This is a genomic window from Streptomyces sp. QH1-20 (genome assembly GCF_041283565.1).
Lineage (GTDB): Bacteria > Actinomycetota > Actinomycetes > Streptomycetales > Streptomycetaceae > Streptomyces > Streptomyces syringius.
Genome location: NZ_CP166299.1, coordinates 7,392,742 through 7,412,914 on the forward strand (window position 1 = coordinate 7,392,742; position 20,173 = coordinate 7,412,914).

General features: G+C 73.2%; 17 protein-coding genes and 1 pseudogene. 11 read left to right on the forward strand and 7 right to left on the reverse strand.

The window, feature by feature from the left end:
* The first annotated feature begins 89 nt into the window (after positions 1-89).
* Together AB8O64_RS33045 and AB8O64_RS33050 are read left to right on the forward strand one after the other, a co-directional pair.
* Positions 90-1,895: a glycosyltransferase gene (locus tag AB8O64_RS33045; protein WP_370424047.1), complete on the forward strand. Its 1,806-nt coding sequence runs from the start codon at positions 90-92 to the stop codon at positions 1,893-1,895.
* 115 nt (positions 1,896-2,010) lie between these two features.
* Positions 2,011-3,948 (forward strand): galactose oxidase-like domain-containing protein, encoded by a 1,938-nt coding sequence (locus AB8O64_RS33050; protein ID WP_370423353.1) that lies wholly within the window; start codon positions 2,011-2,013, stop codon positions 3,946-3,948.
* A 298-nt stretch (positions 3,949-4,246) separates the two neighbouring features.
* Here AB8O64_RS33050 and AB8O64_RS33055 read toward each other — a convergent pair.
* Positions 4,247-5,272, reverse strand: a pseudogene (locus AB8O64_RS33055) (glycoside hydrolase family 6 protein); the annotation flags it as partial.
* 133 nt (positions 5,273-5,405) lie between these two features.
* Entirely contained in the window at positions 5,406-6,467 is a 1,062-nt protein-coding gene (locus AB8O64_RS33060) for an ATP-dependent DNA ligase (RefSeq protein ID WP_370423354.1), read from the reverse strand.
* A 77-nt stretch (positions 6,468-6,544) separates the two neighbouring features.
* Between AB8O64_RS33060 and ligD the strand changes: the two genes are divergently transcribed.
* Together ligD and AB8O64_RS33070 are read left to right on the forward strand one after the other, a co-directional pair.
* Positions 6,545-7,549 carry a non-homologous end-joining DNA ligase gene (ligD, locus tag AB8O64_RS33065; RefSeq protein WP_365216198.1) on the forward strand — a complete coding sequence of 335 codons (1,005 nt, stop codon included), beginning with the start codon at positions 6,545-6,547 and terminating at the stop codon, positions 7,547-7,549.
* Between the two features lie 116 nt (positions 7,550-7,665).
* A complete protein-coding gene (locus AB8O64_RS33070; protein ID WP_370423355.1) occupies positions 7,666-8,052 on the forward strand; it encodes an SH3 domain-containing protein in 387 nt (128 codons plus the stop codon).
* Between the two features lie 2 nt (positions 8,053-8,054).
* Here AB8O64_RS33070 and AB8O64_RS33075 read toward each other — a convergent pair whose 3' ends face one another.
* Positions 8,055-9,242, reverse strand: coding sequence for a CapA family protein (locus AB8O64_RS33075; RefSeq protein ID WP_370423356.1), 1,188 nt, complete (start codon positions 9,240-9,242; stop codon positions 8,055-8,057).
* Between the two features lie 331 nt (positions 9,243-9,573).
* Here AB8O64_RS33075 and AB8O64_RS33080 point away from each other — a divergent pair, with 331 nt between their 5' ends.
* Positions 9,574-9,807: a hypothetical protein gene (locus AB8O64_RS33080; protein WP_356455637.1), complete on the forward strand. Its 234-nt coding sequence runs from the start codon at positions 9,574-9,576 to the stop codon at positions 9,805-9,807.
* 299 nt (positions 9,808-10,106) lie between these two features.
* On the forward strand, positions 10,107-11,336 hold the full coding sequence (locus tag AB8O64_RS33085) for a hypothetical protein (protein ID WP_370423357.1): 1,230 nt from the start codon (positions 10,107-10,109) through the stop codon (positions 11,334-11,336).
* Between the two features lie 6 nt (positions 11,337-11,342).
* Here AB8O64_RS33085 and AB8O64_RS33090 read toward each other — a convergent pair whose 3' ends face one another.
* The 3 genes from AB8O64_RS33090 to AB8O64_RS33100 all read right to left on the reverse strand — a co-directional run bounded on the left by AB8O64_RS33090 (position 11,343) and on the right by AB8O64_RS33100 (position 14,372).
* Positions 11,343-12,329, reverse strand: a complete 987-nt coding sequence (locus tag AB8O64_RS33090; RefSeq protein ID WP_370423358.1) for a DUF6528 family protein — start codon at positions 12,327-12,329, stop codon at positions 11,343-11,345.
* 183 nt (positions 12,330-12,512) lie between these two features.
* Positions 12,513-13,394 (reverse strand): NAD(P)H-binding protein, encoded by an 882-nt coding sequence (locus AB8O64_RS33095; protein WP_370423359.1) that lies wholly within the window; start codon positions 13,392-13,394, stop codon positions 12,513-12,515.
* 93 nt (positions 13,395-13,487) lie between these two features.
* Complete coding sequence (locus tag AB8O64_RS33100; RefSeq protein ID WP_370423360.1) at positions 13,488-14,372, reverse strand: AraC family transcriptional regulator; 885 nt, start codon at positions 14,370-14,372, stop codon at positions 13,488-13,490.
* A gap of 285 nt (positions 14,373-14,657) precedes the next feature.
* Here AB8O64_RS33100 and AB8O64_RS33105 point away from each other — a divergent pair, with 285 nt between their 5' ends.
* Positions 14,658-15,245, forward strand: coding sequence for a cupin domain-containing protein (locus AB8O64_RS33105; protein WP_370423361.1), 588 nt, complete (start codon positions 14,658-14,660; stop codon positions 15,243-15,245).
* 16 nt (positions 15,246-15,261) lie between these two features.
* Here AB8O64_RS33105 and AB8O64_RS33110 read toward each other — a convergent pair whose 3' ends face one another.
* The gene (locus tag AB8O64_RS33110; RefSeq protein WP_370423362.1) at positions 15,262-15,681 is read right to left on the reverse strand and encodes a DUF1348 family protein; all 420 of its coding nucleotides are present in this window, start codon (positions 15,679-15,681) and stop codon (positions 15,262-15,264) included.
* A 97-nt stretch (positions 15,682-15,778) separates the two neighbouring features.
* On the opposite strand from AB8O64_RS33110, the gene AB8O64_RS33115 reads away from it, so the two are divergent.
* The 4 genes from AB8O64_RS33115 to AB8O64_RS33130 all read left to right on the forward strand — a co-directional run bounded on the left by AB8O64_RS33115 (position 15,779) and on the right by AB8O64_RS33130 (position 20,112).
* Entirely contained in the window at positions 15,779-16,363 is a 585-nt protein-coding gene (locus AB8O64_RS33115) for a TetR/AcrR family transcriptional regulator (protein ID WP_370423363.1), read from the forward strand.
* Positions 16,364-16,493: 130 nt separating this feature from the next.
* A complete protein-coding gene (locus tag AB8O64_RS33120; protein ID WP_370423364.1) occupies positions 16,494-17,018 on the forward strand; it encodes a hypothetical protein in 525 nt (174 codons plus the stop codon).
* Positions 17,015-18,919, forward strand: a complete 1,905-nt coding sequence (locus AB8O64_RS33125) for a GMC family oxidoreductase (RefSeq protein ID WP_370423365.1) — start codon at positions 17,015-17,017, stop codon at positions 18,917-18,919. The genes AB8O64_RS33120 and AB8O64_RS33125 overlap by 4 nt, the downstream gene beginning before the upstream one ends.
* Positions 18,916-20,112 carry a ferritin-like protein gene (locus AB8O64_RS33130; RefSeq protein ID WP_370423366.1) on the forward strand — a complete coding sequence of 399 codons (1,197 nt, stop codon included), beginning with the start codon at positions 18,916-18,918 and terminating at the stop codon, positions 20,110-20,112. The genes AB8O64_RS33125 and AB8O64_RS33130 overlap by 4 nt, the downstream gene beginning before the upstream one ends.
* Positions 20,113-20,173: the final 61 nt, after the last annotated feature.

Sequence of the window (20,173 nt, forward strand, 5' to 3'; positions counted from 1 at the left end):
CGGGCCCGGGGAGTCCCGGTGCCCCCGGCTCCGGCTCCGGCGGTCCGGGCTCCGGGGGAGCGGGGCCGGGCGGCCCGGGCGGACCCGAGGTGGCGGAGCCGGACGGGGCGAACGGACCGGCGGGCTATGACTACGAGGGGTTCAGCCGGCTGGCGGGGGAGCTGACGGAGCCGCCCAAGGGCGTGTACCGGGTGCGGTACCAGCGGCTGCTGGACCGGGAATCCGGCAGTGGATGGGGGATCGGGCTGCTCGTGGGAGCGGCCCCGCTGGTGTCTATGGGCTTGCTGGTATGGCTGTTGTGGCCGGGGCACTGGGCGCACCGGGAGTACGTCGGGCCCATCGGGCGCGCCGCGGACACGGTGATGCTGATCTCGATCGGACTGATCGAGGTCTTCCGCGTGGTCAATGTCCTCTCCAACGCCCACGCGACCTGGGTCGCCCGCGATCCGGTGCCGGTGCGGGCACAGCCGGGCACCCGGGTGGCGTTCCTGACGAGCTTCGTCCCCGGCAAGGAACCCCTGGAGATGGTGAAGGCCACGCTGGAGGGGGCGGTGCGCATCGAGCACGACGGGGTGCTCGATGTCTGGCTGCTGGACGAGGGCGACGACCGCGAGGTCAAGGAGCTGTGCCGGCAGCTCGGCGTACGGCACTTCTCCCGCAAGGGGACCGTCCGCTGGAACCAGCCGTCGGGCTGCTTCCGGGCCCGCACCAAGCACGGGAACTACAACGCCTGGCTCGACGCGCACGGCCACGACTACGAGTTCATGGCCTGCGTGGACACCGACCACGTGCCGTTGCCGAACTTCCTCCAGCGCATGATGGGCTACTTCCGCGACCCGGACGTGGCGTTCGTGGTCGGTCCGCAGGTCTACGGCAACTACACGGCGGCCGTGACCAAGGCCGCCGAGAGCCAGCAGTTCCTCTTCCACGCGCTGATCCAGCGGGCGGGCAACGCCTACGGCGCGCCGATGTTCGTGGGGACGAGCAACTGTGTGCGCATCAGCGTGCTGCGCCAGATCGGCGGGCTCTACGACTCGATCACCGAGGACATGGCGACGGGTCTGGAGATCCACCGCCGCCGCAACCCCGCCACGGGCCGCCGCTGGCGGTCGGTGTACACCCCGGACGTGCTGGCCGTGGGCGAGGGCCCGTCCTCGTGGACGGACTTCTTTTCCCAGCAACTGCGCTGGTCGCGCGGGACGTTCGAGACGCTGCTGAAGCAGTACGGCCGGGCGGTCTGGCGCCTGTCACCCGGCCGGGCGCTCAACTACACGCTGATGGTGACGTATTACCCGATGGCGGCGCTCAACTGGTTCCTCGGCGCGGTGTCGTGCGTGCTCTTCCTCGGGCTGGGCGCGGCGGGCATCAACGTGGAGTCCCAGGTGTGGCTGATGCTCTACAGCGACGCGGCGGCGCTCCAGGTCGGGCTGTACATGTGGAACCGGCGTCACAACGTGAGCCCGCACGAGCCGGCCGGGTCCTCCGGCGCGGCCGGGATGGTGATGTCCGCCCTCTCCGCCCCGCTGTACGCGCGGGCGCTGGGGGAGGCGCTGCTGCGGCGGCGCTCGCGGTTCGTCGTGACCCCCAAGGGCGACTCGGCCAGCCCCGACTGCCTGGCGACCTTCCGCACCCACCTGGTGTGGGTCGGGGTCTTCGGGCTGTCGCTGGCCGCGTCGATGGTGCTGAGCCATGCCCACACGGCGATGCGCATCTGGGCGGGGCTAGCCATGCTGACCGCGCTCGGGCCGCTCGGGGTGTGGCAGGCGGGGCTGTGGCGGGACCGCTGGCGGCTCCGCCGCGGGGCGGAGCCGGTGCCGGCGGTGGGGGATCCGGCGGTGGCCGGGGAGGCGGAGGCCGGGGCCTCCCGCCCGGTGGAGCAGCGCAGCCCGGTGTGAACGGAGGCCGCCCCGACACGGGCGGCGGTCCTCGGTACGGACGTACGGCGCGGCACAGCCGAGAGGGCGGCGGCGCCGAGAGTGCTGATGCGACGGATGGGATGTGGGTGGTGTGGTGAAGATCTACCCGAAGACGAAGGCACGCAAGGCGGCGCTGGGCACGGTGGCGGTCGCGGCGCTCGTCGCGGCGAACGCCCCGGCCGCCGCCGGGTTCGCGGAGCGGGCCTGGCACGAATACACCATCAACCAGGAGTCCTACAAGGCCCGTTACGGGCACTGGGATCTGGTGGACGTCCCCGAGAAGTTCAGGATCAACGCGATCCACGCGGCCCTGCTGCACACGGGCAAGGTGCTGCTGATCGCGGGCTCGGGCAACGACGAGAAGAACTTCAAGGCGGGGACCTTCCAGAGCGTGCTGTGGGACCCGCGGAACGACACCTTCAAGGAGATCGCCACCCCCAAGGACATGTTCTGCGCGGGGCACGCGCAGCTGCCCGACGGAAAGCTGCTGGTGGCGGGCGGCACCGCGCGCTACGAGAAGCTGACCGGCGATGTGACGCGCGCGGGCGGCGGGATGATGGTGAAGAACGAGGACCCCGACAGACCCCGGACCCTGCCCGCGGGGACCGTCTTCGAGGGCTCGACCGGCAAGCGGTACCGCTCGCAGCTGCCGGTCCTGGTGCCGCGGGCGAAGAAGACGGTGACCGAGGAGACCGACGAGAACCCCAAGAAGGTCGTCGTCAGCGCGTCGCAGGCGCGGGTGTACGTGGAGTCGGACGTCGAGGGCGAGGAGGGCATCGCCAACACCGCCGACCAGTACAAGGTCAAGGGGCTGCGGGGCAAGGACGCCCAGATGGTCTACGGGCTGGCGACGAAGCTGGGGCTGGACAAGAAGGACTTCCAGGGCCTGAAGGAAACCTATGAGTTCGATCCCGTCACCGAGCGGTACGTGGCGGTCGACCCGATGGAAGAGGCCCGCTGGTACCCGACCCTGGTGAGCTTGAAGGACGGCCGGGTGCTGTCCGTCTCGGGCCTGGACGACATGGGCGAGATCATCCCGGGCAAGAACGAGATCTACGACCCGAAGACCCGCACCTGGGGACCGGCGCCGCAGCAGTACTTCCCCACCTACCCCGCGCTGTTCCTCACCGCCGGCGGGAAGCTCTTCTACTCCGGCTCCAACGCCGGCTACGGCCCGGCCGACAAGGGCCGCAAGCCGGGGGTGTGGGACGTGGAGGAGAACACCTTCACCCCCGTCCCCGGCCTGCGGGACCCGCAGCTCACGGAGACCTCCGCGTCGGTGCTGCTGCCCCCGGCCCAGGACCAGAAGGTGATGATCCTGGGCGGCGGCGGGGTGGGGGAGTCCCACGAGGCCACCAAGCGGACCGCGGTGGCGGACCTGAAGGCCGACAACCCCGTCTTCGCCTCCGGCCCGGACCTGCCGGTGGGCACCCGCTACCTCAACGCCGTCCTCACCCCCGACGACAAGGTCTTCACCACCGGCGGTTCACGCGACTACCGGGGCAAGCGGGGGTCGGACATCCTGGGCGCCCAGTTCTACGACCCCCGGGCGAAGGCGTTCGACACCATGGCCGCCCCCACCGTGGGCCGCAACTACCATTCCGAGGCCCTGCTGCTGCCCGACGGGCGGATCGCGGTGTTCGGCTCCAATCCGCTCTTCGCCGACGAGGACGACACCAGGCCCGGCGCGTTCGAGCAGCGCATCGAGGTCTACACCCCGCCGTACCTCTACCGCGACAAGCGCCCGGCCCTGCGCACCGGACCGCTCAAGGCCGAGCGCGGCGATGCCATCACCCTCCCCACGCCTGCCCCCGGCAAGGTGGCGGCGGTCCGGCTGATGCGTCCGAGCGCGGTCACCCACGCCACGGACGTCGAGCAGCGCTCCATCGCACTCCAGGCGACGGCCCGGGCCGACGGGCTGTCCGTGACCATCCCGAAGGACCCGTCCCTGGTGCCGGCCGGCTGGTACATGGTGTTCCTGACCGACCGGGACGGCACCCCGTCCGAGGCGGCCTGGGTGCACGTCCGCTGAGCTGTACCCCCGGCCCGGTGCCGGGGGGCGGCGCGACGGGTGAGGGGACGCTTCCGGTGGGAAGCGTCCCCTCACCCGTCGCGCCGCCCGTCGGCTACTTCGCCGGAGTGACGGGGGCCGGCGGTGCCTGCGGCGTCGGGCGCGGGACCGGCGGGGCAGGCGGGGCGACGGCCGGGGCGGCGGGGGGTGCCACCGCGGGCGGCACCACCGGTTGCACCACCGGCTTCATCACCTGCACCGGCTTCGTCACCTCCACGGGCTGCGGCGCGGCAGGCTTCGCGGGGGCGGTGGGCTTGGCGCGCGCCAGCTTCAGCGCGTAGTCGGCCCACCAGTGACCGGCCGGCGGGGCGCCCCGGCAGGTGCCGTCCGACTCACCGGGCCGCTTGACCCAGACGAAGGCGTCGACACGCTCCGCGCCGGTGTCCGTCGTGGGCGCGGCGCCCAGGGCCCGGCCCGGGGGATTGCACCACGACTCGTTGCCGTTGCCGCCGGTGGCCTTGTCCTGCTCCGGGGGCAGCGGACCATTGCCGTTGCGGCTGGTGTCGATGATGTAGTGCGCCCCGCCCAGCAGGTCCGAGAGCTTGTCACCGTACGCGCGGGTCACCGGGGTGGTGTGGAAGTTGGAGACGTTGAGCGCGAACCCGTCCGCCTGCGACACCCCCGCCCTCTCCAGCGCACCCGCCAGCAGCCGCTGATCGGAGATCCAGCCGGAGTTGCCGGCATCGAGGTACACCGACGTACGGGGGTTGGCCTTGAACTTCCGGACGGCCTCCCCCAGCAGCCCGAGCCGTTCCTTGGCCACGTCCGGGGCCACACAGCCCGACGCCCACTGGGCGATGGCGTCCGGCTCCAGCACCACCCACGCCCGGCGCTCGGCGATGCCCGCGGCGGCGCTGTCCAGCCAGGCCCGGTACTGGGTGGCGTCCTTCGCGCCGCCGGAGGAGTACTGGCCGCAGTCACGGTGCGGGATGTTGTAGGCCACCAGCAAGGGGACCCGGTCCGCTCGTTCGGCCTGCCGGGTGACCTCTTCCACCTGCTCCTTCGGATCGCGGCCGTCACCGGGCATCCACACGGCCGTCGGCTGGTCGGCGATGCGCCGCAGTGCCGCCGCGTCCTGTTCCCGGCCGCGTTCCTGCCACACCCGCACCTGCCGTGCCGCCCGGCCCGTGGGCTCCACCCAGAACGGGGAGTCGGGGCCGTCCGTGGCGCTCGCCGCGACCGCCCGGCCGTCACAGGACGGCAGGCACACGCCGCACGCGCAGGCGAACAGGACGGCGCCGCGCCGGGCTCCGGTGATGAAGCGGGCTGTACGTGCCCTGGGCATGAACCCCACCCTTCCGCTCTTCACATGGTCCTCGTCCGTCCCTCCACGCTTACATGTGTCGGACCGTCAGGTCGCGCGGAACTGCGCCGAACGGGCAGCCCCCTGCTCCGGTCGGCGGCTCGATGCCCGTCCGCTAGCCGCCGAGCACCTCCGCGAGGTCGTAGTGGACCGGCTCCTCCAACTGCGCGTACGTGCATTCCACCGGCTCCCGGTCGGGGCGCCAGCGGCGGAACTGGGCGGTGTGGCGGAAGCGGTCGCCCTGCATGTGGTCGTAGGCGACCTCGCACACCCGCTCCGGGCGCAGCGGGATCCACGACAGGTCCTTCTTGCCCGTCCACCGGCTCGGGCCGCCGGGCAACCGGTCGGCGGCCTGTGCCTCCTCGCTGGCCCACTGCTCCCAGGGGTGGCCCTCGACGGAGGGCATCCGCAGCGGCTCCAGCTCGCCCATCAACTCCTGACGGCGGCGCATGGGGAAGGACGCGCAGACCCCGACGTGCTGCAGCCGGCCCGCGTCGTCGTGCAGGCCGAGGAGCAGCGAACCGACGACCGGCCCGCTCTTGTGCAGCCGCAGCCCCGCGACCACGCAGTCGGCGGTGCGCTCGTGCTTCACCTTGACCATGACCCGCTCGCCCTGCCGGTAGGGGAGCCCGGGCGGCTTGGCGACGACCCCGTCCAGGCCCGCGCCCTCGAACCGCTCGAACCACGCCCGGGCCACGGCGATGTCCTCGGTGACGGGCGCGACGAACACCGGGTCGGCCGCGTCGCGCAGCGCGTCCTCCAGCGCGGCCCGGCGGGCGCGCTGCTCCGTCTCCAGCAAGGACGCGTCGCCGAGGGCCAGCAGATCGAACGCCACCAGGCTCGCGGGGGTGGTCTCCGCCAGATGGCGCACCCGGGAATCGGCCGGATGGATGCGCTCCAACAGGGCGTCGAACTCCAGCCGTCCGCCCCGGACGATGACGATCTCGCCGTCCAGGACGCAGCGCGGCGGCAGCTGTTCGCGCAGCCCGCGCACGAGCTCGGGGAAGTAGCGGGTCAGCGGCTTGCCCGAGCGGCTGCCGAGCTCGATCTCCTCGCCGTCACGGAAGACGATGGCACGGAAGCCGTCCCACTTGGCCTCGTAACTCATGCCCGGCGGGATGGCCGCCGCGGACTTCGCCAGCATCGGCCGCACCGGAGGCATCACCGGAAGGTCCATGATCTTGATTGTGCGGGCGGGACGGTCCTCGCGCCCGCCGACGGGCGCCGCCCGCCCGTGCGGCCTAGCGTGACGGTATGGCAGATTCGCTGGAGCTCACCGTCGGCGAGCGGACGGTGCGGGTGTCCCACCCGGAGAAGGTCTACTTTCCCCAGCGGGGGTTCACCAAGGCCGACCTCGCCCGGTACTACCTGAGCGTCGGCGACGGCATCCTGCGCACCCTCAGGGACCGGCCCACGACGCTGGAGCGGTACCCCGACGGCGTCGAGGGGGAGTCGTTCTTCCAGAAGCGGGCCCCCAAGAACCTTCCCGAGTGGATCCCGACCGGCCGTATCTCTTTCCCCAGCGGCCGCTACGCCGACGAGATCTGCCCCACCGAGACCGCGGCCGTCCTGTGGGCGGCCAACCTCGGCTGTCTCACCTTCCACCCCTGGCCGGTGCGGCGCGCCGACACCGAGCACCCCGACGAGCTGCGCATCGACCTCGACCCCCAGCCCGGTACGGACTACGCCGACGCGGTCCGGGCCGCGCTCGAACTGCGCGACGTCCTCGACGGACTGGGCCTGGTCGGCTGGCCCAAGACCTCCGGCGGCCGGGGCCTGCACGTCTTCGTCCCCATCGCGCCGTCGTGGACGTTCGTCCAGGTGCGGCGCGCGGCCATCGCCGTCGCCCGGGAGCTGGAGCGGCGGGCGCCGGAGCGGATCACCACCGCCTGGTGGAAGGAGGAGCGGGGCGCCAAGATCTTCGTGGACTACAACCAGACCGCCCGCGACCGCACCATCGCCAGCGCCTACTCCGTACGGCCGCGTCCGCACGCCCCCGTCTCCGCCCCGCTGCGCTGGGAGGAGGTCCCCAGCGCCGTGCCCGAGGACTTCGACCTGGCCACCATGCCCGCCCGGTTCGCCGAGGCCGGCGACGTGCACGCCGACATGGACGAGCACGCCTACGGTCTGGAGGCCGCGCTCGAACTGGCCGACCGCGACGAGCGCGAGCACGGTCTGGGCGATCTGCCCTACCCGCCGGAGCACCCGAAGATGAAGGGCGAGCCGAAGCGGGTCCAGCCGAGCCGCGCCAAGAAGTGAGGCCACCCGATCGGCTGATCACCCGGAAGGGCCGGAAACCTCTTTCCCGGTTTATCAGGACATGCGGTGCGGAAACTGGGCATTGCGTTATCCACTTCGCACTGCAGGGAGTTCCCATGTCCAGGACACTCGCGATCCGCGGCGTGATCGCGGCCGCCGCGCTCGCCACCCCGCTGCTGGCCGTCGCACCGGCCCAGTCGGCGCCGGTGCCGGTGGCGCCGAGCGGCACGGTCACGGCCGCCTCGGGCGTCAACGAGCGCGCGTACCCGAGCACCGACTCCAAGGTGACGGGCCGCCCGCTGAGGCACCGTGCCCCGATCGGGCTGCGCTGCAAGGTCCGCGCGCAGAACATCGGCGGCAACGAGTACTGGTACCTCCTGCGGGCCCGGCCCACCTGGGTCGCGGCGAAGTACGTCGGCGCCGTCGGCTCCGTCCCCCTGTGCAGGAGCGTCAACCGCAGCATCCTCGACGACACCCCCGCGACCCGGGCCGCCATGGGCTGACGTCAGTCGCCCATGACCAGGCCGTCCTTCGCCGCGCCCCGGGACAGCACCGCCTCGCGGATCTGCTCCCGGGCGGCGGCGAGGTCCGCGCGGCCCGGCCGCTCCCGCACCGCCTTGCCCAGGGCGACCACCCGGAACGGCGGGCCCTGGTCGGTGAGCTGGGGCAGGAATTCCGCCTTCGTCACCGTCCAGCGCCCGCCCGCCCGCGCGGGCGGCGCGAACGTGAAGCGCGCGAGGGAGCTCTGGTTGCCCCGCCCGTCGGGGACGCCCCGCGGATTGAACATCTCGCCCGCGAGCTGGTCGCCCATCCCGTAGACCACCCAGGTGCCGCCCACCTTCTCGTAGGCCTGCGGCACGTGGTTGTGCGTGCCGAGGAGGACGTCGATGTCCGGGCGCCCGCCGCTCCTGGCGGCGGTGAGCCCCTTCGCCAGGGTCAGTTGCTGCTCGTCCGGGTCCCGCTGCCACTCCGTGCCCCAGTGCAGGGAGACCGCGACGACGTCGGCCCCGGCCTTCCGGGCGGCCCGGGCGTCCGCGACGATACGGTCCTCGTCGATGAGATTGACCGCCCAGGGGCTGCCCTCGGGCACGGGTATGTCGTTCGTGCCGTAGGTGTAGGACAGGTGGGCCACCTTCGCCGGCCCCGCCCGCAGCAGATTCACCCGGTCCCGCTCCGCCGCCGACCGCGCGGAACCGGTGTGTCGCAGCCCCGCCGCGTCCATCGCGTCCAGCGTCCGGCGCACGCCCGCGGTCCCGGCGTCCAGGGTGTGATTGGAGGCCGTCGAGCAGGAGTCGTAGCCCGTCTCCTTCAGCGCCCGCGCGACCTGCGGCGGCGAGACGAACGCCGGCCAGCCGCTGAACGGACCCGACCGCTTCCCGTAGACCGTCTCCATATGACAGATCGCCAGGTCGGCGCCGGAGACGATGTCCTTCACCCCGGCGAACATCGGACGGAAGTCGTACTCCGTGCCCGACCGGTCCCCGTCCCGCTTCGACTGCCGGATGATCGAATCGTGCGGCAGCACGTCCCCCGAGGCCAGCAGGGTGAATCCGCGCTGGCCCCGCGCCGCCTGAGTGGCTCCCGCCCCCCGTGCCCTGTGGCCGTCGGCGTCCCCGCCCGGCGCGCACCCCGGCACCACGGCGAGCACGATCCCGAGCGCCGCCACAGCGGTCCTGCCTCCGTATGTCCCCATCGCCCCGACTCCCGGTTCGCCGACAGTGAGCTGCACGCCTATATGATTTATTGGGGCATCTCTGGGCGACTTGGGCGAGTCGGGGACAGGGGGTGACGGAAGCACAGCGAACGGGAAGGCGCCGACCACGGGCGTACGGGCGCCCACCGGGGCGCGAGGACCACATCACACCGAACGGCTGCGCCGGTCACGCTTCCGGCGGGCCCCCTCGGGTGCCATGATGGCCGGCGGGGGAGGGGAAACCGGTGAACTGTACACACTGTGGCGCGCCCGTGATCCAGGGGTCCGACGGCGGCTGGTCGTGCAACAACTGCGGCGCGGCCGGGAAATAATGGACGGCACCGACATCCCCCAGACGAATGCTGCCGCGATGCTGTGCAAAGACTGCCTGAACCCGGTGATCGAAGGCCCCGAAGGGGGCTATGTCTGCGGCCAGTGCTTCCACGTCGTGGAACCCAACGGCTACGCCGAGCGCCGCGCCGAAGGCGTGAAGAAGGCCGCCGAGGAGCGCCGGATCCGCACCGAGGAGCGCCGGGGCCGCCCCGGCGCCCGGAAGTGGTCCTGAACGGGCCCGCCGGGCCGGTGGCCGTCCGGCCGCCCGGCCACCCCCGCCGCGGGCCGCGCCGACGGGTCCGCGAGGCCCGGCTCACCCGGCACCCGCCACCGGACACCGCCGACGGGGAGATACCGGACGTCGTCGGGGCCCGGCCCCGCCCCGCCTGTCGGTGACGGTGCCGCGGTCCCCACCCGCGGCGACCCGAGCAGCCGACCCCCGTACCCAGCCACCGGGGCAGCCCGTGCCACAGGGCTGCCCGTACCCGCCGCGACGGCGCGGGACCCGCATCAGCCGGAAGGAAGCGCGCAGTGAACCACCCCGCTCATGGTTGTGTTCTGTTGCTGGACGGCACCCCGGACAGACGGCGGGGGGCGTTGCCCAACCCCACCGCGCACGCCATCGCCGGAGCCAACCCCCGCGGCTTCCTCGCCGCCGCGTCCGCCGACGTGGTGCAGCTTCCCGCCATGGCGGGCCCGCAGAGCGTCCTGGCCTACCTCCAGCACGCCGTCACCGGCACCGGGCCGTTACTGGTCTGGGTCACCGGCCACCTCATGATCCCGGCCCGCCGCAGCACCGAACTGCACCTGGCCCTGCGGGAGAGCACCCCCGCCACCGTCCGCTACACCGGACTGCCCTGGGAATGGCTCACCCGCACCCTGCGCGACCACCCCGGCCCCACGCTGCTCGTGATCGACGCGGAAGCCGACGCCCACGCCCTGCCCCACGTGGCCGCCGCGGCCCGCGAAGGGCACCTCGCGGCGGGCGTCCCGGCCTGTGGCGTCATCACCCCCACCACGCCCAAGGCGTCCCTGGAGGCCGGGCCGTACACCCGGTCCTTCCTCGCGGCCCTGCGCACCGGCCATCCCACCGCCGGGCCCACGCTCGACCCCGCCCACGTCCACCACCAGGCCCTCGCCCAGGCCACCCTGCCCGAGGGCGTCGTGGCCTTCCAGCACGGCGCGTTCGGCCCCGTCCTCACCAACCCCTGTGCCGCCCCTGTGGTCCGGCGCCCCGCACCCGTTCCGGCGGTGCCCGGATTCGGGTCCCCCGCGCCCGTCGACACCGCGCCCCCGGCGACCCCTTCGCCTGCGGTCCCCGAACCCACCGGGCCCCCGGACGACGACCCGCTGCCGCGGATCCTCGCCGCCGCCCACGCCGGCCGGCACAACGAGGCCGCGAACATGGCCGCCGCCTGGGAACAGCAGACGCTGCGCCGGCACGGCACGGACAGCGCGGAAGCCCGGCTGTGGATCGAGGTGCGCGCCGACCTCGCCCGGCTGGCGGGCGACCACCCGCGCGCCGCCGAGCTGTGGATGTCGGCCGCCGCGAACCGGCTCGCCCGGGGCGGCCCGGCGGACACCGAGGCCCTCGCCGCCTTGAAGCGGGCCCACTACTGCTGGCAGCACAGCGGGGAGCGCGCCCGCCGGCTGGCACCCGCCCTGCTCGCCCTGTGGGAGCAGGTGCCCGACAACGTCGACGCCACCGCGGACGTCCGCGCCCGGCTGACGGAGGAGGTGTCCCGCCCGGCCGCCCGCTAGGCCCCGTCAGCTGCGGTAGGAGGACCACCAGCGGGCCTTGTACATGCCGCCGCGCAGCAGGGTGCGGGTCCCGTCGGGCTGGTACAGGGTCAGGGTGGAGGTGCACCAGACGCACGGGTTGCCCGCTTCGGGCCGGGCGACCAGCACCTGCCCGGTGACCGGGTCGTCGCCGACGCTCTTGACCGACCGCGCGCTGATCCTCGACTGGAGCGGGTAGGAGACGAACTGCCGCTCCCCGGTCGCGTACTGGTACACCGCCGAGGACGTGGTCACCCACAGCCGGCCGGGCGAGGCGAGCACCGGGGCCAGGTCGTGACCGCCCCGGGTGGGCAGCGCCCGGCGGTGGACGACCGTGAGGTCGGGGTAGTCCGGCGTGCCGCCCACCGCCAGCGCGACGAGTTCACGGTCGCCCAACGCCCACAGCAGCTCATTGCGCGGATCCCAGTGCACACCGTGCGCACCGGCGAGGGCCACCTGGGTGTACTCGGTGGCCCGTGTGCTCCGGGACGCGGCGTACAACCGCACGTACTCGCCCTTGCTGGCCGCGACCGCCACGTTCCCGTCCGGCAGCAGCTCGATGCTGTGCGCGTTGCCCGAGCCGGTGTCGGCCGCCCAGTACGACGTGCCCTCCGGGTACCTCACCACGGCGGCCAGACCACCGGACGCCGTGGTCAGCAGATACCGCCGGCCGTCCATCTCCCGGAGCTTGGCCTCGCTCGGGTTCGTCCACGAGGCCGCGGGCCGCAGATCGGAGAGGTCCGCGCGGCGGTCGGCGCGCCACGACCACAGCACGCCCCCGTCCGGCCCCTGGGCGTCCCACCGCGTCCGCTCCGCGTCCAGCACGTACACCGACCGGGTGGCCTGGTCGGCCGCCACGATCGGCGTGACCGCCGCGAGCGCGGAACGCCCGCCCACCGTGTGCTGGGCCCTCGCCGGTTCCGACATCCCCAGTACGGTCAGCGCCGCGAGGACGGCGACCCACACCCGTCTCACGCGGCCACCCGTGCCGTCGCCGTGATCCCGTTCTCCACGCAGAACTCCCATCCCGTGACGCGGCATCCGCGCCGACAGGATCGGGGAGCGCACCCCGTTCCCCCGCCGCGCCACGCCCGGAGGTCCCGCGAACGGGGTGCGCCCAGCCGGTCGAGGGGGCGTGACCGGCTCGGCGCGGGCGCGTCAGCCGCGCCAGGCGCCGGCGGCGGCCGCGTCCGTCACGAACTCCGTGAAGTCACGCGGGTCACGGCCCAGCGCGCGCCGCACGCCGTCGGAGATCTTGGCCTCCAGGCCCCGGCGGATCGGGTTCAGGGCCGCGGCCCACAGCTCCGCGTCCTCCGCCGAGAGCCCCTCCTGCCTCAGCTCGGCCGTGAACCGGTCGACCGTCACCGGCACATAGCGGATCCGGCGGCCCGTGGCCTCGGCGATCTCCGCGACGGCCGTCTCCAGGTCCACCGCCCGGGGCCCGGACATCTCGTAGACCTGCCCGGTGTGCCCGTCCTCGGTCAGCGCCGCCACCGCGACCGCCGCGACGTCCGCGAGGTCGACGAACGTCGCCGCGCCGTCCGCCACCGGCAGTCTCAGCTCGCCCGCGAGCAGCGAGTCCAGGAACAGGCCCTCGCTGAAGTTCTGGGCGAACCACCCCGGGCGCAGGATCGTCCACTCCAGCCCCGAGTCCCGCACCACCTGCTCGCCCTGGAGATGGCTCGCGGCGCCTTCCGCTTCCTCCTCGTCCGCCTTCTCCCCGTCCGTGGCCTCGCCGTCCCCGTAGTACCCGGGCACGTCCACCCCGCGGGCCGACAGCAGGACGATGCGCCGGACCCCGCTTCTGGCGGCGAGCTCGGTGAAGGACCGCGGCACCGGCACCCCCTCCAGCGGTACCGCGTAGACCGCGCCGACGCCCTCCAGCGCCGGCCCCCATGTGCTCTCGTCCAGCCAGTCGAATCGCTGCTCGCTGCTGCGCGACGCCACACGCACGGCCACGCCGCGCTCCGTGAGCCCTGCCACTACCCGGCGGCCGGTCTTGCCCGTGCCGCCGATCACCAATACCGGTTCGTTCGTCATGCCCCGAGCTTCCCCGCCGGGCCTGCCGCCGGGCCATGGCCGAAACGCTCGACCGGATGTCCGAGCGTCCAAGGTCGTGCGAGGCCGGTGGCCTCAGGCGCCGACCGGCTCGCGGTCCGCCCCTACCCGAGTGGCGCGGTGCGCGCTCGGGCTGAGGCCGCGTTCCCGCTTGAAGGCCGCGCTGAAGGCGAACCCGTCCGCGTACCCCACCCGCCGCGCCACCCCGGAGACCGTCGCCTCCGGCTCGGCCAGCAGTTCGGCGGCGAGCGTCATCCGCCACCCCGTCAGATACGCCAGCGGGGGCTCCCCGACCAGCTCGGTGAAGCGCTTGGCCAGGGACGCCCGGGAGACGCCCGCCCCGGCGGCCAGCGCGGCGATGGTCCAGGGCCGGGCCGGCGCGTCGTGCATCGCGCGCAGCGCCGCGCCGACCACCGGGTCGCCGAGCGCGCGGTACCACGCGGGCGGACAGGCCTCGGGGCGCTCGAACCACGCGCGCAGCGTGCAGACGAGCATCCAGTCCATCAGCCGGTCGAGCACGAACTGCTGCCCCGGCTTGTCGGCGGCGACCTCGGCCGCGATGAACTCGTGGAGCACGCCGCAGCCCGCCGGCTCGTCCTCGTCGGGCACGATCAGCACCGGCGGCAGCGCACCGGTCAGGCGCCGGCCGATGTCGGACTCCGAGCGGTAGGCACCGGAGACCAGTTCGGCGCTGGGACCGGTGGCGTCCTCGGGGGCGGCCGCGAGCGCGTCCACGAAGGTGAACGGCGCGGGCCCGCGCACGAGCGCGGTGTCGCCGCGCCGCAGCAGCAGCGGCTCGCCCTCCGCCGGTACGAGCCAGCCCGTCCCCCGCACCAGCGTGCACAGGGTCAGCGGAGCCCCGTCCGCGAAGCGCAGCGACCACGGTGCCGTCACCGTCCACCGGCCGAACAGGGCACCGTCGGCCCGTACCCCACGCAACAGATCCCCCAAGGCGTCCATGCCGTCACTTTAGACGGGCCGTGAGACTGGCCGGCGACGGAGCCGGTGCCGTGCCCGACGCACAGGGAACCGGAGGATTCCCTTTCGAATCCATGCCCTGGACGGGTGATTTTCCGGGCTCGGCCTGTGGCCGTCGCCCGGAGCCGGGGATCATTTCCCGAGAGAGCGCCCGAACGCGGGACCGCCCGCCGCGCCTCGCCCGCGTCCACCTCACGACGAGGAGTGCACGCCGATGACCACGATCGAATCCGCTCGCCTCGTGAACATCCCGAAAGGCCGCGCACGATGACTCTCACCAGCTCTCCGGACGGCCTCATCGTCCCCCCGGGCGCGGGGCGCACCCTCGTGACGGCGGCCCAGCAGGTGACGTTCAAGGTGACCGGGGAGCACTCGCGGGCGGCCTCCAGCTTCGAGGTCGTCGTGCCCCCGGGCTTCGACGTCGGCGCGCATCTGCACACCCGCAGCGAGGAGCTCTTCTACGTGCTCGAAGGCGAGCTCGACGTCCTCGCCTTCGAACCCCGCGTCCGGACCGTCCGCAATTGGCGGGAGTGGGAGTCCCCGAGCGGGGAGCGCTGTGTACGGGCCACGGCCGGCACGCTCATCGTCGTGCCGCCCGGCTGCCCGCACGCGTTCGCCAACCCCACGTCCGACCCCGCGCGGATGTTCTTCCAGGCCTCGCCCCCGCCGGACCACGAGCGCTATTTCGAGGAGCTCTTCGAGATCCTCAACTCGGGCCCGGTCATCGACCAGGACGCCATCGCCGCGCTGCGCAAGCGCTACGACATCGAGCAGCTCACCCCCCTGACGGCCGCCCCTCCCACAGCCCCGCCCGCCGCGCCCGAGCCCGCTGCCGCGCCCGCCGTCCTGGCCTGAGGCGTCGGGGTGCCGGTCAGACGGCGATGTGCCGGTCGTCCTCGGCGATCGGCACATCGTTGATGCTTGCGTAGCGGCGCCGCATCAGGCCGTTCTCGTCGAACTCCCAGTTCTCGTTGCCGTGGCTGCGCCACCACTGGCCCTCGTCGTCGTGCCACTCGTATGCGAAGCGCACGGCGATGCGGTCGTCGCCGTAGGCCCACAGTTCCTTGCGCAGGCGGTAGCCGTGCTCGCGCTCCCACTTGGCGCGCAGGAAGTCCACGATCTCCGCCCGGCCGGTGAGGAACACCTCGCGATTGCGCCACTCGGAGTCCTCGGTATAGGCGAGGGCGACGCGCTCGGGATCGCGGCTGTTCCAGGCGTCCTCGGCGGCCTGGACCTTTATCAGGGCGGATTCGGCGGTGAACGGCGGGAGCGGCGGCCTCTGCTCGGACATGACTCTTCCCTTCCACGCGGAGAACGGTCGTTCTCTCTGCTGTCCGGTAGCCTAGGAGAACGATGGTTCTCAGGCAAGACGCGAGGTGGGAGCGGTAATGGACAACACGGCAACGGAAGCCGCGACGCCGGAGGCCCGGGTGCTGGACGCCGCCGGGACGCTCTTCTACGGGCGAGGTCTCCAGGCGGTGGGCATGGATGCGATCCGTGCCGCGTCGGGCGTCTCCCTCAAGCGCCTCTACCAGCTCTATCCGTCGAAGGACTCCCTCGTCGAGGCCTATCTGCGACGGCGCGACGCCCGCTGGCGGGACGCGCTCGCCCGCTACGCCGACGCCCGGCCCGCCGGGGCCGAGCGGGTCCTGGCGGTCTTCGACTGGCTCCACCAATGGTTCGAGGAGCCCGATTTCCGCGGCTGCGCCTTCGTGAACTCCTTCGGGGAGCTGGGCGCCGACTCCAAGACGGTGGCGGCGGTCGCCCGCGCCCACAAGGACGCCTTCCGGCGGTATCTCACCGGCCTGGTGACCGGGGCGGGGGCCCCCGCCGCGCTCGCGGACCAGCTCGCCCTGCTCGCCGAGGGGGCCATCGTGACGGCCGCGATCTCCGGTGCTGCCGAGCCGGCGCTCCGGGCCAAGGAGGCCGCACGCGTCCTGCTGGAGGCGGCGGTGACCCGGCCGAACCCCTGAGTCGGAGGTGACTGTCCCGAATCGGCTATTCCGCCAACGTCCTTCCGGTTAAAGGTCGTTCACCCCTCTTCTCCCGCTATGAACTCTTCGGTAAGAATGTGCGGGCAGTCCCTTGGAGGGGTGGTCACGCATGATTCCCGAGCTCAATCGAACGGCACTTGAAGACGAGTCCGTCGAAGTGCCCCCGCCCGTTGCGGGGTTCATCGACATCTCCGAACGCCTCACCGGATTCCCGGCGTTCGACCTGTATGCCACCGGAATGGCCCAGCTGTACCACGACACCACGGTCGACCAGGTGGGCCGCGAGGCCGTCGGCCGCTTCATCGACGACATGGCGGCCGCCGGGGGAGACCCCGACCGGCTCGTCGACGAGACCTCCCGCGAGATCGCCCGCGCCGTCACCCATCTGTGGTACCTGGGCGTATGGCCCGCGCTCGCCCGGTCCGTGCACCGCGCGCTCGGCCGCGAGCAGGCCAACACCGCCTTCATGGCCGCCCCCGAGGCGTACCCCGAAGGCCTGGTCTGGCGGACCTTCCACGGTCACCCGCCGGGCGCGAAGGCCCCCGGCTTCGGCACCTGGGCCGATCCGCCGCCCGGCGCCCCGCCCCTCGCCCGGCCCGACCGCCCGGCCCACGGCACGGGAGGCGTCGCGTGAACAGCCCCGCGCACCCCGGCCGACGCCGGTACGACGTGATCGTGGTGGGCGCCGGGATGGCCGGCAGCCTGGTCGCCAAGCGCCTGGGGGACCAGGGGTGGCGGGTGCTCGTCCTGGAGGCGGGCACCGGCACCCTGGACACCTGGCCCGGCCATCTCGACGCGCTGAACACCTTCGCGTCCGCCGTGGCCAAGGTGCCCAACTCGCCCTACCGGCCCAACGCCGTCGCCCCGTCCCCCGACGTCCTCCATGTGGGCGGTCTGCCCGGCGGTGGGTACCGGGCCCGCGGCTACCTCGTCCAGCGCGGCGCCCTGCCCTACAACTCGGACTATCTGCGCGCCGCCGGCGGCACCGGTCTGCACTGGCTGGGGCTGACGCCCCGCATGCACCCGGACGACTTCGCCGTCCGCAGCCGCTACGGCTACGGCCGGGACTGGCCGATCGGCTACGACGACCTGGAGCCCCACTACCGCGCGGCCGAGCGCGAGTTGGGCGTCTCCGGGGACGCGGCCGAGCAGGCCGAGGCCATCGGTCTGCCGTTCCCCGAGGGCTACGTCTACCCGATGCGGGAGATCCCCCGCAGCTACCTCGACAACGTCCTGGCGGCCCGGCTCGACGGGCACGCCGTCCAGGAGAAGCCGGGCTCCCCGCACACCGCCCTGCGCGTCGTCACCACCCCGCACGCCCGCAACAGCACACCCCACGAGCACTACGACGGCGGCCGCGGCTACCGCCCGGTCGGGGCGGCCGGGCTGCCCAACTACGGTGAGCGCTGCGTGGGCAACGCCTCCTGCACCCCGATCTGCCCGGCCCAGGCGAAGTACACCCCGCTCAAGACCCAGGCCGCCTGGAGCCGTGACGTCACCCTCGTCACCCGCGCTGTGGTGAGCCGGGTCCTCACCACCAGCGACGGCCGCGCCCGGGGCGTCGAGTACCAGGAGTACGACGACCCCGCCGCCCCCGCGAGCGTCACCCGCACCGCCGAGGCCGATGTCGTCGTCCTGGCCGCGCACGCCATCGAGAACGCCAAGCTGCTGCTCGTCTCCCACCTGGCCACCCGCAGCGGCCAGGTGGGGCGCAATCTGATGGACCACCCGGTGCTGCTCACCTGGGGGCTGATGAACCACCCCGTCGGGCCGTTCCGCGGCCCCGGGTCGACGTCCGGCCTGGAGGGCTTCCGCACCGGAGCGGGCCGGCGGACCCGCGCGCCCTTCCGTATCGTGATCGCCAACTGGGGGTGGAGCTGGCCCGCGGGCGCACCCGACGCCGACGTGGCCCGGTTGCTCGGCATGGGCGGCGACCCGGCGGCACCGCGCGGGCGAGGGCTGTTCGGCACCGCGCTGCGCGACGCGCTGGGCCGGGGCATCAGCCGCCAGTTCACCCTGCAGTTCGAGATGGAGCAGGAGGCCGAGAGCCGGAACCGGGTCACCATCGACCCCCTCCACCGCGATCTGCTGGGCAATCCGCGCCCCGTGATCACCTACGACCTCTCCGACCGCGTCAAGCGCGGCATGGCGGCGGCGAAGGCCGTCTCCGACCAGATCTTCGGGCTGCTCGACGCCGAGGACCACACCGCCTACGGGCCCGGCCCCACGGCCCCCGGCCACTTCCGCTTCGAGGGCCGCGACTTCGTCTACCAGGGCGCGGGCCACGGAGCCGGCACCCATGTGATGGGGTCCTCGCGCGAGACGTCCGTGGTCGACCAGTGGCAGCGCTGCTGGGACCACCCGGGTCTCTACGCCGTCGGCTGCGGCAGCATGCCCTCGGTCGGCACCGCCAATCCCTCGCTGACCATGGCCGCCCTGGCCTTGCGCAGCAGCGAGCGGATCCACCGGGAGCTGAGCGAGCTGCGCCGGCCCCTGACCGTCCGTACCGCCCCCGTCCCGGAGGGACGCCCATGACGGCCACCGGCCCGCTGACCGGCCAGCGCGAACCCGCCCGGCACAATGACATCTCCGCCGACCTCGCGGTGGTCGAGGAACCGCCGTTCCGGGTGCCGCGCGACCGCGCGGAGCTGCATCTGTTCCTCCAGGCCGCACTGACCCTCGAACACCTCACCATCCCGCCCTATCTCACGGCCATGTACACGCTGCCGCCCGGCACCAACCGGCCCGCGTACTTCGCCGTCCGGGCCGTGGTGCTCGAGGAAATGCTGCACATGACGCTCGTCGCCAACCTTCTGAACGCGACGGGCGGCACCCCTCTGGTGGCGAACTCGCGGTTCGTCACCGGCTACCCCGCCCGGCTGCCCTTCAGCCGGGACCAGGTCCCCGTCGCCCTGCGGCACTTCGGGACGAAGGCGCTGGACACCTTCCTGTACATCGAGCGGCCGGAGTACGTCGCCGAGCCGCCCGGCCATCCCTCGGTGGCGGACGACGACGGCTGGACCTCCATCGGCCAGTTCTACAACACCATCCGGGAAGGGGTGATCCGCCTGTCGAGGAGGCTCGGCGAGGCGGAGCTCTTCCGCGGCGACCCCGCGCGGCAGGTCGGCCCGAAGGACTTCTACAACTCCGGCGGTGAGGTCTTCGCGGTCACGGACCTGGCGTCCGCCCTCAAGGCCCTGCGGGTCATCACCGAGCAGGGCGAGGGCGCGGCCGGGGGCATCCACGACACCGACGACCGGCTCTTCGGCGAGGCCCGCGAGGTCGCGCACTACTTCCGGTTCAACGAGATCCGCCAGGAGCGCAGCTACGGCCCGCACGACACCCCGCGCTCCGGGCCGACCGGCCCGGCCATGGACGTCGCCTGGCAGCACACCTACCCCATCGACCCCGAGGCGAAGGTGGCGCACTACCCGCCGGGCAGCGCCGTGCGCCGGGCCGCCGACCACTTCAACGAGGTGTACGCGCGGCTGCTCGTCGTCCTCGAACGCGGCTACACCGAGGACCCGGCGCTGCTCGGGGCAGCCGTGCCGGTCATGCTGGAGCTGCGCGACCTCGCCGAGGCCCTGTACCGCAATCCGCACCCCGACCCGGCCAAGCGCGCCCTGGGCCTGCACGCCTCCGCCACCTACGAGATCACCGACCGGCACTTCACCCTCGCGCGCGACCGGCTGTCCGGGGCCTTCGGCGCCACCGCCCTTCCGGGCTGAGGGCACGGCGCGGGCGGGCCGCCTCCCCGTGGAGACGGCCCGCCCGCCCTCGGTGCCGCCG

Coding starts and splice junctions, on each gene's coding strand:
- AB8O64_RS33060 (WP_370423354.1), bottom strand. CDS start 6,467: ATGGACCTTCCGGTGATGCCTCCGGTGCGGCCGATGCTGGCGAAGTCC.
- ligD (WP_365216198.1), top strand. CDS start 6,545: ATGGCAGATTCGCTGGAGCTCACCGTCGGCGAGCGGACGGTGCGGGTG.
- AB8O64_RS33070 (WP_370423355.1), top strand. CDS start 7,666: ATGTCCAGGACACTCGCGATCCGCGGCGTGATCGCGGCCGCCGCGCTC.
- AB8O64_RS33075 (WP_370423356.1), bottom strand. CDS start 9,242: ATGGGGACATACGGAGGCAGGACCGCTGTGGCGGCGCTCGGGATCGTG.
- AB8O64_RS33080 (WP_356455637.1), top strand. CDS start 9,574: ATGGACGGCACCGACATCCCCCAGACGAATGCTGCCGCGATGCTGTGC.
- AB8O64_RS33095 (WP_370423359.1), bottom strand. CDS start 13,394: ATGACGAACGAACCGGTATTGGTGATCGGCGGCACGGGCAAGACCGGC.
- AB8O64_RS33100 (WP_370423360.1), bottom strand. CDS start 14,372: ATGGACGCCTTGGGGGATCTGTTGCGTGGGGTACGGGCCGACGGTGCC.
- AB8O64_RS33105 (WP_370423361.1), top strand. CDS start 14,658: ATGACTCTCACCAGCTCTCCGGACGGCCTCATCGTCCCCCCGGGCGCG.
- AB8O64_RS33110 (WP_370423362.1), bottom strand. CDS start 15,681: ATGTCCGAGCAGAGGCCGCCGCTCCCGCCGTTCACCGCCGAATCCGCC.
- AB8O64_RS33115 (WP_370423363.1), top strand. CDS start 15,779: ATGGACAACACGGCAACGGAAGCCGCGACGCCGGAGGCCCGGGTGCTG.
- AB8O64_RS33120 (WP_370423364.1), top strand. CDS start 16,494: ATGATTCCCGAGCTCAATCGAACGGCACTTGAAGACGAGTCCGTCGAA.
- AB8O64_RS33130 (WP_370423366.1), top strand. CDS start 18,916: ATGACGGCCACCGGCCCGCTGACCGGCCAGCGCGAACCCGCCCGGCAC.